Annotated in this window: 13 protein-coding genes and 1 tRNA gene; 5 read left to right on the forward strand and 9 right to left on the reverse strand. The window is 42.8% G+C overall.

The features are described 5' to 3' along the window. The first annotated feature begins 41 nt into the window (after nucleotides 1-41). Nucleotides 42-593, forward strand: coding sequence for a phosphoribosyltransferase (locus SPHMEL_RS01510; protein ID WP_042666977.1), 552 nt, complete (start codon nucleotides 42-44; stop codon nucleotides 591-593). A gap of 31 nt (nucleotides 594-624) precedes the next feature. Here SPHMEL_RS01510 and alaXM read toward each other — a convergent pair whose 3' ends face one another. Both alaXM and SPHMEL_RS01520 read right to left on the reverse strand, forming a co-directional pair. Beyond that, entirely contained in the window at nucleotides 625-1344 is a 720-nt protein-coding gene (alaXM, locus tag SPHMEL_RS01515; protein WP_042666979.1) for an alanyl-tRNA editing protein AlaXM, read from the reverse strand. Between the two features lie 47 nt (nucleotides 1345-1391). Further along, nucleotides 1392-1480, reverse strand: a tRNA-Gln gene (locus SPHMEL_RS01520). Nucleotides 1481-2080: 600 nt separating this feature from the next. Here SPHMEL_RS01520 and SPHMEL_RS01525 point away from each other — a divergent pair. After that, nucleotides 2081-2656, forward strand: a complete 576-nt coding sequence (locus SPHMEL_RS01525) for a hypothetical protein (protein ID WP_042666981.1) — start codon at nucleotides 2081-2083, stop codon at nucleotides 2654-2656. A 299-nt stretch (nucleotides 2657-2955) separates the two neighbouring features. Here the strand turns inward: SPHMEL_RS01525 and SPHMEL_RS01530 are convergent, their stop codons facing one another. From SPHMEL_RS01530 to pstS, 5 genes are read right to left on the reverse strand one after another with little or no spacing between them, the layout of a single operon-like run. Then, nucleotides 2956-3564, reverse strand: coding sequence for a PhoU domain-containing protein (locus SPHMEL_RS01530; RefSeq protein WP_012607734.1), 609 nt, complete (start codon nucleotides 3562-3564; stop codon nucleotides 2956-2958). Then, nucleotides 3565-4317 carry a phosphate ABC transporter ATP-binding protein gene (locus SPHMEL_RS01535; RefSeq protein WP_042666983.1) on the reverse strand — a complete coding sequence of 251 codons (753 nt, stop codon included), beginning with the start codon at nucleotides 4315-4317 and terminating at the stop codon, nucleotides 3565-3567. Next, nucleotides 4317-5165, reverse strand: coding sequence for a PstA family ABC transporter permease (locus tag SPHMEL_RS01540; protein ID WP_042666985.1), 849 nt, complete (start codon nucleotides 5163-5165; stop codon nucleotides 4317-4319). The genes SPHMEL_RS01535 and SPHMEL_RS01540 overlap by 1 nt, the downstream gene beginning before the upstream one ends. Beyond that, nucleotides 5158-6066: a PstC family ABC transporter permease gene (locus tag SPHMEL_RS01545; RefSeq protein ID WP_042666986.1), complete on the reverse strand. Its 909-nt coding sequence runs from the start codon at nucleotides 6064-6066 to the stop codon at nucleotides 5158-5160. Before SPHMEL_RS01545 ends, SPHMEL_RS01540 begins: the two co-directional genes overlap by 8 nt. After that, nucleotides 6059-7183: a phosphate ABC transporter substrate-binding protein PstS gene (pstS, locus tag SPHMEL_RS01550; protein ID WP_042666988.1), complete on the reverse strand. Its 1125-nt coding sequence runs from the start codon at nucleotides 7181-7183 to the stop codon at nucleotides 6059-6061. Before pstS ends, SPHMEL_RS01545 begins: the two co-directional genes overlap by 8 nt. Before the next feature lie 131 nt (nucleotides 7184-7314). On the opposite strand from pstS, the gene SPHMEL_RS01555 reads away from it, so the two are divergent. Beyond that, the gene (locus tag SPHMEL_RS01555; RefSeq protein WP_042666989.1) at nucleotides 7315-8331 is read left to right on the forward strand and encodes an AbrB/MazE/SpoVT family DNA-binding domain-containing protein; all 1017 of its coding nucleotides are present in this window, start codon (nucleotides 7315-7317) and stop codon (nucleotides 8329-8331) included. Here SPHMEL_RS01555 and feoB read toward each other — a convergent pair. Then, nucleotides 8311-10392, reverse strand: a complete 2082-nt coding sequence (feoB, locus tag SPHMEL_RS01560; protein WP_232216706.1) for a ferrous iron transport protein B — start codon at nucleotides 10390-10392, stop codon at nucleotides 8311-8313. The two genes, SPHMEL_RS01555 and feoB, sit on opposite strands and share 21 nt — an antisense overlap. A gap of 1 nt (nucleotide 10393) precedes the next feature. Continuing rightward, nucleotides 10394-10630: a FeoA family protein gene (locus SPHMEL_RS01565; protein WP_042666990.1), complete on the reverse strand. Its 237-nt coding sequence runs from the start codon at nucleotides 10628-10630 to the stop codon at nucleotides 10394-10396. 270 nt (nucleotides 10631-10900) lie between these two features. On the opposite strand from SPHMEL_RS01565, the gene SPHMEL_RS01570 reads away from it, so the two are divergent. Both SPHMEL_RS01570 and SPHMEL_RS01575 read left to right on the forward strand, forming a co-directional pair. Beyond that, nucleotides 10901-11707: a hypothetical protein gene (locus SPHMEL_RS01570; protein WP_232216707.1), complete on the forward strand. Its 807-nt coding sequence runs from the start codon at nucleotides 10901-10903 to the stop codon at nucleotides 11705-11707. A 17-nt stretch (nucleotides 11708-11724) separates the two neighbouring features. Then, on the forward strand, nucleotides 11725-12453 hold the full coding sequence (locus SPHMEL_RS01575; protein WP_042666993.1) for a ZIP family metal transporter: 729 nt from the start codon (nucleotides 11725-11727) through the stop codon (nucleotides 12451-12453). The last annotated feature ends 1 nt before the right edge of the window (nucleotide 12454 follow it).

Here is a 12454-nt window from a genome sequence, read left to right on the forward strand (position 1 = left end):
TAAATACATGGCTTAAAAATATTTAATTAACAGGGGGATAGATGGTGCCTCAGAAGGTTAAGACTAGGTATATATCCTGGAGCATGCTGCATGAATCGCTGAAGAACCTAGCTGAGAAAATAAGTAGCGAATACACTGCAGACACTATTATAGCGATAGCGAAGGGCGGGTTGATACCGGCCAGGATCCTCGTGGATCTGCTTGGAATAGATGAAATGGGCTTTATAGAGGTTAAATTTTACAGGGGGATAGCGGAAACACGTGAGAAACCATATGTTACCTTCACAGCCCTTCCCCAGCTAGATAATAAGAGAATCATCATTCTAGACGATATAGTTGATACCGGCAGGACCCTACAAGTAGCCGCTGATGTGTTAAGTAGATTTAAATATAGAGATATGAAATTCGCCACACTCTATGTGAAGCCGTGGAGCACTATAATGCCCGACTATTATAGTGAAATCGTGGATGAATGGATTATATTTCCATGGGAAATATGTGAATCCATTAGGGAGAATGCTGAATTAAAAGGAGTGGATGTGGGGGGAATACTTGACTACTGTAAGAGGAAGCATGGTTCCCAGGGTCTTTGAGTTAGAGTCGGCTTGGAAACCAGAATCATGATCACGGTTCAACACTGAAGTATAGCCTCTTCTTATTCTTACCCTTGTTCTCGACTCTAAGTAATTTGATCACGCCAATTTCACCAGTCGACTTGACATGTGGTCCTCCATCAGCTTGTATATCTACTCCCGGTATTTCAACGATTCTTAGCTTCTCTACTTCAGGGGGCATTTTACTAGCTAGCTTAACAACTCCCGGTATTCTCAGGGCCTCCTCTCTGGGTAACCAATATATTTTGACCTCAATATTTCTTGCTACCACTTCGTTCGCCTTCTTCACGGCTTCCTCGAATATTTCACGACTGAACTCTGTTAAACTGTAATCATCGTACCCGTATTCAGGCGTGATGTTCCCGCCTGTGATTAATGCATTGTAATTAGTATACATTATAGCGGATAATATATGGGCAGCCGTATGAAGCCTCATAAGCCTATACCTCCTTTCCCAATCTAAAACTAGTTTAACGCTTGATCCAGGTTGAGGAAGTAGCGATGCATTGTCAACCTCGTGGGCTACATCCCCGGACTCCTTATCATAATATACATTTACAACCCTCACCATCCCCTCATTGAAAACCATGTAACCAGTATCGTTTTCAACGCCTCCACTGCGTGGATGGAATATTGTCTTATCAAGGAATACCCTGCTTCCCTTAATGGCTTTAATAGTGGCCATATATTCTTTCAAATACGGGTCGCCCTGATACACAAGCTCAGTCAAAACGTATCAACCCCAACCATTATTACTAAATGATGAGTAATAAAAGGTAGCCGGGCGGGGATTCGAACCCCGGTCACGGGGTTTCCTCCCGTGTGGGACCAAAGCCCCGCATCCTTGGCCGCTAGACGACCCGGCTCCCTCAAGAATACATAGATTAAAAGCAGGGAGTTTTAAACTTAAAATTATTCCTATTCCTGTTCCTGATGTTAGACTAACAGGCTAGGGATGTAACAGTTATCCCGGGGATCAGTTGGCTGAAAATATTTCATGGAGACGTCCAACCTCCTCCCCGCCCTAAAGGGCGGGGATTCTTGCAGGGTGGTTTGGGGCTTCATTCCAGGCTCTTACCTGGTTTAGCCCCGCGCCCGGTCTCGGGCGCGTTACCCCTACCCAGCTTAACGCGGGGCTCGGGGCTATGAATGCTGAGTATCATTGCCCGGGAACACAGATATTCAATCCCACACACCCATCACACATTGCTTGAGAGTAGTTCCCGAGACTCAAAAACACGAAACCCATCACCAAAACAGTATACAAGGATACAGAGCCCACAAATCTTCATCCCCGCATCAAAGAGGCGAGACTTTCAATTGTAAAGATCCTTGATGACCCTCAAGGTTTGAGTACTGAAGATGGAGAACGGTTTCGGTGACCCATATTATAGGGGGGCGCCATCCCCAATAAAGATATGTTTAGGTAGTTCTGGGATCTATTCAAAGGATAAAGGGCGATATTGTTGACTCTATGCTACTTTGATATTGAGACAACCGGTAACAATCCATTCCTACATAAGATTATAACAATCCAGTATCAGTGTCTAAGCAAGCCGGATTTAACTCCAATTGGAGACCTTGAAATACTTAGGGAGTGGGTTAATGGAGAGGAGGGTATTATAAGGAATTTCCTAAGTTATAGCAGGTTATTAATAGAAACCTTTGAATTTATACCCATAGGCTTAAACATATTCTTCGACCTCATGTTTCTATACTACAGGACTAAGCTCCTAAACCCAGAGCTTGTTAAAATTACATTTGAGGAATTTATATATAACAAGCCATTCATAGACTTAAAGCCGATACTGGTAATAATGAACGATTTTGAGTTTAAAGAGCTATCTAAACCAGTTAAAGACAGAGTGTACGAGAAAACAAAGATAACTGGTAGAGATATACCTAGTCTCTATGTTGAGAATAAATATGAAGAGATTGAAAACTACGTGAAAGCGGAAGCAGAAGAGGTAATCAAGCTGATAAGGGAAGTATATAGAGTACTAAATGGATTAAAGCCGGCTAGAGCCATGAAACCGGGGTAGTCCATTGATCTGGGAAACTTATTCTTTTACAGATACTGTTAACTAGGTTTCCCACGAGTTCCCTCTCCTGCCAGACCTTCTCTGCAGTGCTATCCATACAGCATGATAGTGCATTAATCGCATGGTAGAATTCTTGGTTAGTCATTAGCGGCTTATATTAATATATTTTAAGGCTAAGATGCTATAAGTCTATCTAGTACCCGCGAACCAGTTCAACGAGTGTTATCGACTGTAAAGCCCTGGAGGAGCTCGGTTGCCTGTTGATAAGGTATACGGTTTCAAGTGTTAAGAGTGGATTCCTATATATTCGTTGAAAGTGTTGAGACTCTTTCAGCGTGATCCACTATTCTCTCTATATGTCTTAAAACAAGTAATGCTATCGCATCAACGTTGTTGATTACTTTATTGGCTGATATCTTCTCTAACTGCTTAATATATAGTTTATCTGATTCCACGCCGAGCCTCCTCACCTCTTCAATACACCAAGTACAGTTCTCAAAGTATGCTTTGTAAGACTTCTCTACTGCTTCAACAGCTATTTTCAGCCCTGGCTCTACTAGATCCCTTAACTCCGGTGTTGATAGTCTAACGCCTTTCTTATCGGTTAGGAATATCTCTCTAGCATATCTACCGAACCGGTATATATCGTAGACCAGGTATAGTAGATTACTTGCCTCAACGAGTTCTAAGCCTAGCGGCTGGTTTCTAGCTATGAAGACTAGTATGTTATTTATTAACTCGATACGCGAGATAGATATCACTTCAATCTTTTCATTCAGCTCCTTCTCTAATACTTCTCTACTATCCTTATCTGAGTCAAGTAGCTTCATTAAGTCCCTGATTACTTCTAGTGCTTCGAGATATAGTTTTGCCACCTGGTTCCTCAACCTAAGTAGATCCGGATTCACTTAGAACACCCTCTCGAGTAGTTTGATAGTTACCTCGTGTCTTGGATGTATGAATACGTCGTTTACAGGTCCTTCTTCAACTATTCCTCCATTATATAACACATATACATAGTCCCCTATTCTCGCTGCTTGATGGGGCATGTGGGTCACTAGGATCATTGTTATATCGTTTTTCAACTCCTTTAAGCTTTCCTCGATTTTTAAGGTATTGACTGGATCTATGTTTGCTGTAGGCTCATCCAGTAAGAGTATGTGGGGGCGTAGGGCAAGAGCCCTGGCTATACATAGTCTCTGCTTCTGTCCACCACTTAAACTAGTTGGTGGTTTCCAGAGCCTGTCTTTAACCTCATCCCATAGCATTACTTTTTCAAGGGACCATCTGACTAGTTTTTCAAGTTCCTCCCTGCTCCTGGCAACCTTATTCAGCCTGGCTGGTAGCGCTATATTCTCGAATATGCTTAAATTCGGAAAGGGGGTTGGCTCTTGTTGTACTAGTACTACATGCCTCCTCAGCTCATATGGATTCCACTCGTAGATATCCTTGCCCATGATGGTTATTTCACCGGATACCTCTGCTTCTGGATTCAGTTCTATTAACCTGTTAAACACCCTTAGCAGGGTTGACTTGCCTGAGCCGCTGGGCCCCATGATCACTGATATTGTGTTACATCTAATGGATATATTCACTTTATTCAATATTGTTTTACCACCGAGCCTAATAGTTAGATCCCTTGTCTCCACTATATGGGACACTATTTCCTCACCTCCTTCACAAACCACTCGATGAACAAGATGGGTACAAGGATCAATAGTAATAATAGGAGGCTCGCCCCCCAGGCAGCCATATGATAGTTATTGTAAGGGGATAATGCATAGTTGAAGATCAATAGTGAAACCGCGTTACCGGGTTGATCAATACCCTGGAAAACAGAATTTGTTAGAAAACCTATTGTGAATAAGAGAGGGGCTGTCTCACCAGCTGACCTTATGAAGGTCATTAAGATGCCTGAGGCGACCTGCCTCCTCGCTATTCCAAGGTACACGTATCTCAGCAAATGCACTCTTTTAAAACCTAGTGAGAAAGCTGCCTCCCTGTATTTCTCCTCAACGCTTCTAAACGCTGATGAGAGATAATAGTGTGCAGTGGGGAGAACGGCTATGAAGAGGGCTAGTGAACCAGCCAGTATACTCGGCCTCCCCATTCGTATAACCATGATGCTGTAGATGAACATGGAGATTATTATAGTGGGTATCCCGTTGAAAGCCCTAATCACTGTTTCAATGAACCCGCTTACCAACGAGTATGGGTATTCACGTGTAAACATCGAGGAGAAAACAGCTAGGGCAACAGCCATTAAGGTAGCTATCGTAGACGAGATAAGGGTTCCCACAACCGCTGGTGCGATGCCGCCTATATCGGTATCCATGGGTGTCCCTGGAAGCCCTGTAATGAATGATAGGCCCTTCATAATTAATGGAGGGAGCCCGTTTAATACAGTGCTGTAGAGAAGCCAGAGAAGTGGGAGAACACCTAGCCCGCTTAAAAATATTATTATGAGGATCACTAATATATTGATGACCTTTCTTACATCCCTAGCCATGGATTATACTCCTCCACCTATTGATCAGCATTATACCAATAGAGCTGGATACGAATGAGAGCATCATAACAATCAATACACCAGCGTATAGAATAGATGAGACGCCAGGATATAGGAAAGAGCTCTCAAACTGGCTTACAATCCATGCAGACATCGTTGTACCCGGGTTCAGCATGCAGGCAGATGCCATATATGCATTACCAATTGTTAAAGCAACAATAGTTGTCTCACCAAGTGCCCGGCTTAGGGAGAGCATTATAGCAGCTATTAACAGGGGCTTCAATATACCAGTTATTAATCTATAGACTTCAAACCTATAGAAGCCCAGCGAGTATGCAGCCTCAATATACCTGGATGGAATAGATTTATACCCTTCTATAAGCAGTGACGATGCATATGGGATCATTGATAACCCTAAGACTATGCCGGCGGACAAAATATTTTGACCACTAAGCGGTTTACATGAGAATAAGGGTACATAGTCTAGGTAATCGTGGAGCTGTATATATATGGAACTATATAGAAACTGTGAGAGAATAAAGCCTCCCCACAAACCATAGACCACGGTTGGGAGAGCCCCCATTACCTCGATCAAGCGGTGAAAAATTCTCGAGGCCTTACCCGGCAGTAAGTCGCAGATAAAGAAGGTGAGGGATAATGATATGGGTGTAACTATAAGGATTGATACAAGGCCTGTTAAAAGAGTACCCAATAATGCAGGCAGCAACCCATACTTCTGGAGAACGGGGTTCCACCGTGCTTCAAGGAGAAGGCTTAACCCATGACTCATAAATGCTGGCAGGGATAGGGTGACAACATGTATGAGGATAAGTGTGAGAATAGAGAATGAGAGTAGGGATGGGATGAGGAGTAAGTAGAAGGTATACTCGCTCTTACCCATTATAGCTTCCCCTCGAGATAATTTCAAGTGCTTTGAGACCTATCTCGATGACTTCATCGGGGAGCTGATAGTAGCCGGGGAGTAGTCTATCCTGCCCCTCTATTAGAATATATTCTATGAACCTGCTTAATGCCTCAGTAACATATACATCTTTATAGTCACTGTAAATAAACATGTATGAGAATGATACAATAGGGTATGAGTCTGGGCCGGGCGTGTTTAGTAACGCGTCAAGTACCATGCTAAAATCTTCCAGTGGACTACCCGGTAATTGATTCAGAACATGTTTTACAGCTGAGAGAACATTCTCCCTGGATGCTGTAACAAAATATCCTTCTTTATTCTCTAGTCTAGCTACTGGCATTCCAACATATAACGCGTAGCTGGCCTCAATATAGCCTATAGAGTAGGGAGTTGATGTTACAAGGTTTGCAACCCCCTCATTACCTTTCCCACCGAGGCCTCTGCCGGTTCTATCTACTGGCCACTCGATTGAAAAACCAACAAGCTCGCTCCCCCATATATCAGGTGCAGCCTTGTTGAGGTAAGCGGTGAAGACACGTGTTGTCCCACTAGAATCCGACCTGTGCACAGCCACTATTTCTTTATTGGGTAGTAGATCGGCGATTGCTGGATTGACCTCCTTAATTCTCTCATCGTTCCATCTAGTGATCTCACCCTTGTATATCAACGCGAGAATTCTACCAGTCAGGTTTAATTGTATATCGCGTGGTATTCCAGGTATATTGTAGGTGATAACTATAGCGCTTAACACTATGGGCAACTGGAGTACCCTGCCCCGGTATTCAAGATATGTCTCCCTATCCAATGGGGGGTCGCTAACCGCGAATACCACTGTCTTATTGAAGAACATTGCTCTACCGGCTCCACTACCAGTGGGAGAGTACTCGATAACTATGCCGGTTTTCTCGGTGAATTCTTTACTCCATTCAAGTATCTGTGGGGCTATAAGCGTTGAGCCGGCTCCATTTATAACAAGGGTTCCATGATATCCCTCTAACCGTGTATCGGGTGCTAGAACTATAAAGTATAATGCTATTGTGAGCGCGAGAACAGTCATAATAATCGCCATTGACTGCAGTAATGGCTCCTTCATAATATTCCCCTGATAATGATTACTATGTATCCAGGTTAAAGCACGGATATTATTACAGTTCTTACTGTAAGAAGCGTGTACAAACTATATTTACGGTATTTACTAATACGTATTTAGAAGAGTGAGCACTTATGTATAAGCGGAAACTCCAGAAGATGGGTGTTACATCGCTAGGTATATCTCTTCCAAAGAAGTGGCTGCACTACTATAATTTGAAGCAAGGGGATGAAGTAGAGGTGGAGATACTGCCGGATTACACACTACTGGTGAGGCCTTCATTCATTAAGGGTAATGTAGGCTATAATTGTCAGATTCTCAGATATGATGGTGAAGCAGTAAACGAATCCATTATGAGGCTTATCTCGCTCTATGTTAACGGTGTTGACTCCATTAAAGTCGTATGCGGAGATCAATGTGAAACATTCAAGGAGAGTATCTATAGGGTGCTCGAAAGAAACGTGATCGGGCTGGAAATCATCGAGGAGGGAAGAGACTATATCATGCTTGCATGTCTTGTTGACATATTATCCCTGCCCTTATCAGAGGTTCTGAGAAAAATGAGTATGCTGATACCGGCTTTACTAAGGGATTTAAAGAGGAACATGGAGACAAATACTCTCCTTGATATGGAGGAGAGAGATAGCTTAATAGATAAGCTATACCTATACGCAATCAGGCAGCTAAACATGGTATTGCATGGTAAGCTCCTACTGGATAAAACAGGTTTAAAATCAATGGGAGAGGCGGTTTCTATAGCCAACCTACTTAAGATACTTGAGAGGATGGGAGACCACATAGTGTTACTCCATAGATGGTATAATAATGCTAGAGGTAAAAAGGAGGTAGTCGACAACGTTGTTATACTACTAGACGAAGTTATACCGATAACGGAGAAGATACTCAACAGCTACCTAGCCATACTCGAGAACCAGAGTAAAATACCCTCGATCGAGAAAACACTGTCGGAGCTAAGAATGGTTGAGGAGAAAATAAAGTCGTCGACCCTTGATGCAGGCCCATTGATAAGCCTTACACGTATGATAGCGTATCTAAGGGATATTATCGAAGTAGTAACCGATATAGTTGTAAGCAGGAAATTAAGGGAGTCAGCATGCGAAGAGGGAAAGCTAGTGGAATCCTATAAATAATGAGGCTATATGATACAACATGGATGCAACGATATACGCTGTCGATGATGTAAGAAGCAATACTGAGAAAGCCAGCTTAATGCTCTTAGTTTCCTCATATACAGCTGAAACCGTTGCCAGGCATGGGATATAGAGTGTTGTGAAGACAGTTAGTGAAAGCAATTGTAAATCATTGAGGCCTAGGAGCCTCATGGCGCTACTCATGGTCTCACAGCCCGTGGCTACTAGGATTGTTGATACAACTAGTTCTTTAGCTATGAACCCTGTTATGATGGCCATAGAGATAATCCATGCACTTTCACCGGTTATCCCGAGAGGAATAGTAATGAATTGCATATTCTTTGAAACAACTGCTGCAATGCTTTCTCCAATGTTGTCGGTGTACGAGAGGGTTGGTGTGAAGGATGTTAACAGCCATATGATTATACTACCAGTAAATATTATTGATCCAGCCTTCTTCACGAAATGCTTTACTGTTGCAATAGTTTTCCAATACACTACCCTGGCTAGAGGTCTATGGTAAGCCGGAATCTCTATTAATAACTGGGGTTCTTTCTTATCCATACTGCTGAACCTGTAAAGCAGGTAGTTGACACTCATGAATACAATTATACTTATGATGTATGAGAGAGCGATGAGTAATCCCATGGAGAATCTTGTAGTAGCTGATGTGAATGCAAGGAGTATAACAAGCCTTGCCTGGCATGGTATAAATGAGAGTGTTAGTATCAGCCTCAACCGCTCCAGAGAGTTAGGGTTGGTTCTAGTACTTAGTATGGCCGGTACATTACACCCGAATCCAAGCATGAATGAGAAGAACGCATGCCCGCTTAATCCAAGCCTAGAGAGGAATGCATGAGAGGATACTGCTAGCCTTGACATTAATCCGCTGTCTTCAATTATTACCTGGATCAAAACCATGAGTAGGATTAATGGAAGAAACACTAGTATAGATGCGACGCCACCTAGAATTCCATCGGCTATGAAACCGTATAGAATAGGGTTGCTACTGGAGAGGGGTTGTATTAAGCTAGTTACGAATGTGAATGCTTTCTCAACTAGGCTGCTAAACGAGTATTCTTCCAGGAGTAATGCGATACTATCTAAGCCGAGTGCTGAAAAAATTATGTTTAACGGGAAACCTGTGTTTATGGTGAATACTAGTGTGAATACTAGTAGGTATATTCCTATGGAAATAATGGTTCCGAGGAGAGGTCTATAGAATATTGAAACCGTTGAGCCATGTTTTATCTTTACCTTGGCTATGTGTCTTGATGAGATCTCACTTATAAGCTTGAACCTGGCTTCCGTGATCTTTGCTGCGGGATCACCTAGTAGTCTATGGGCCTCTCTCACCGTATCCTCTATTCTACTCCACATGGCCGGCCCGATAACGGCTTTGACTTGCTCCTCAAGTATCTTATCTCCCTCGATTAACCTGATACTGATCCACCTGGATGGGAGATCAATCGGTAGCCCGGCCTTCAATAATACATCCTCGATAGAGTCTATGTACTCATTTAATCCATTATAATCGATCCTCAAGGGTTCTCTACGGCCCTTTCTACCCTCTGCAACATCAATTATTGCTTTAAGTAAGTCCTCTATCTCCATGTCCGAGGCTATTGATACTGGAACTACAGGTATCCCTAGCTCTTTCTCTATCCCTCTGTAATCTATATGTATGCCCTTACTGTGTGTGAGGTCGGTTTTCGAGAAAACAAGGACTACCCTACCGGTTAACTCCAGCACCTGAATGAGAATACTCATAGTTCTCTCTGGAATAGTTGAATCAGCTATAACTATTATGACGTCCGGTTTCTCAGCTAATATGGCTTCCCTTGCAACAATCTCCTCCTGCGTTAATGTTGAGAAACCATAGATCCCGGGGAGATCGTAGAGTATGAGCTGGTAGCTTCCATACGTGATCTCGCCTTTATGCACTACAACTGTCTTCCCGGGCCAGTTACCTACCTCGACATGGGATTTAGTCACTAGGTTGAAGAGGGATGATTTCCCGACGTTGGGTTGCCCTATAAACACTACCTTGACCGTCTTCACTTCATGATCCCCCACTATACTCCACAATTATTCTCCTAGCTATCCCTCTCCCCACGGCTATCTCTGAGTCGCCTACCCTAAGCACTATGGGGCCTCTTCCGTCATTATATACTACTTCTACTTCTACCCCTGGAAATACCCCGAGCTGGTACATTCTGTAAACCCAGCCTCCCCGATGTAATATATTAATGATCCTGGCCCTAGACCCTGGCTTAACGTTGTCCAGTGTTGTAGTCATGTTCGATACCTGTTAGGTCATCCTAACACTCTATTATAAACATGATTGTATTAGGTGAATAAAAATTTTTCGGTGATCAGAACACATAGCTAATTATATGGCCGTTCCCTTATTTCACTCAACGAATCTAATGCTTACACTATATGAGGAACTCCCAACGGCCTATAAGCCGGAATTACAGCTAGATTAAAGGTTATGAGATATATTAGTAGTTAGGATCTAGTATAAATTAAAGCAATCTCATGATCGACCATAATATGGTGGATATCCTTGATTGAATCCATAAATATCCGGGAACTTGTAGCATGTATTAGAATCAATGCATGTGAATCGGAAGGATACGTGGAAGCCTTGTCAAGAACCCTTATACGAGATGAGGATCCTGGGCCACTATCTACTATTCTGAATGCTTTGTGTACGGTGAAACAGATGGTGGATAGGGATGGATTCAACGAGTTCTTCAGTAAAGTAGTGGGAAAACTAGAGGTAGATAAGTTATTGGAGAGTATAGGGGGCTTAGTGAAGTCTAGGTTGCAACATGGTATCAATGAGTTGGAGTGCAGTATATCGATCCTAGATACATTGAGCGAGATAGGGTTAGCCGATAAGGTGTACAGGGTTATTGATGAGTTGCTCTCGAAGTTAATAAAGGTTGGGAACCTGGGTGGACAGTATGTGAGACTCCTTGAATACATTATAGATGGCCCCTTTGAAAACATGCCACCACTTGAATCAGCGTTTTTCATGGAGAGACTCATTGAAATGAATGGTGACATATGGCTTGCAGTAAAGATAAGGACTATTAGGGAGGCTAGCATAGTCAAAAACCCCGGGTTCATGACTGAATACAGGTACTTATATGCACTAGTGAACCTAGTCGATAACGTGTTAACCACTTTACTTGAATCAAAGCCTATGGAGGCACATAAATATTATAGTGATTTAAACACCGCTTACACGCATATATGGAAGAATTGTATCGTTAATCAACCAAGGAACACCTGCACCAAACTACTTGAGGGAATAAGTGGAAAACTAGCTACACTAGCTGAATTAGCACAGGGATTCAGTAAGTAGTCTTAGAGGGTATCAGAGTGATTGGTGATGTATTACTAGTAAATACGCTCGTAATTTTTGCTTTATCAATAGTGGGCATTATTCCAGTTCTAGTAGGGTTTAGATTCACCGATAGTGGCATAGACGCTACCCTCGGTTTCTCCGGTGGTGTCATGCTAACAGTCTCATTCAACATGATCTATGAGACCGGTGGGGGTATTTTACAACCCCTCTTCTTTGGGGTTGGGTTCACAGTTATGTGGATTCTTGAAGCCATAGTACCTCACGAACATATGATTAAGGGATATGAGGGGCCAGTCTTTTTCAGGCAAAAACTTAAAATGGCCTGGCTCATCGCGTTCTCCATGATACTCCATAATATACCAGAGGGGCTGACTGTTGGTTCATCAACAATTATTGATCAAGCACTCGGGTTTTCCACTACTATAGCCATAGGATTACAGGATATTGTGGAAGGATTTATGGCTGGACTACCCTATATAATAATGGGTAGAAGGATGTCTGCCCTACTATTATCACTTCTCGCCGCCTCTGCAGAAGCAGGTGCAGCCCTGGCTTCAGGCTACATAGGGACTTTATACAAGGGTTTAGACACTATCCTAGCTGGTGTCAGTAGTGGTGCAATGGTTTTTATTGTAGTCCATGAAGTAATCCCTGAAACCCATAGGGAGCATTTCTCGGAATCAACCATAGGAGTTCTTCTTGGTGTGGTGACTGCGTTGTTATTGGAGTATTACTTAGGCTGAT

Source organism: Desulfurococcus amylolyticus Z-533 (assembly GCF_000513855.1).
GTDB classification, from domain to species: Archaea; Thermoproteota; Thermoprotei_A; order Sulfolobales; family Desulfurococcaceae; genus Desulfurococcus; species Desulfurococcus amylolyticus.

What these genes read in the sequence shown, in the direction of transcription:
- SPHMEL_RS01510 (WP_042666977.1), top strand. Translation starts at nt 42, where the DNA reads ATGGTGCCTCAGAAGGTTAAGACTAGGTATATATCCTGGAGCATGCTG.
- SPHMEL_RS01540 (WP_042666985.1), bottom strand. Translation starts at nt 5,165, where the DNA reads ATGGCTAGGGATGTAAGAAAGGTCATCAATATATTAGTGATCCTCATA.
- SPHMEL_RS01545 (WP_042666986.1), bottom strand. Translation starts at nt 6,066, where the DNA reads ATGGGTAAGAGCGAGTATACCTTCTACTTACTCCTCATCCCATCCCTA.
- pstS (WP_042666988.1), bottom strand. Translation starts at nt 7,183, where the DNA reads ATGAAGGAGCCATTACTGCAGTCAATGGCGATTATTATGACTGTTCTC.
- SPHMEL_RS01555 (WP_042666989.1), top strand. Translation starts at nt 7,315, where the DNA reads ATGTATAAGCGGAAACTCCAGAAGATGGGTGTTACATCGCTAGGTATA.
- SPHMEL_RS01565 (WP_042666990.1), bottom strand. Translation starts at nt 10,630, where the DNA reads ATGACTACAACACTGGACAACGTTAAGCCAGGGTCTAGGGCCAGGATC.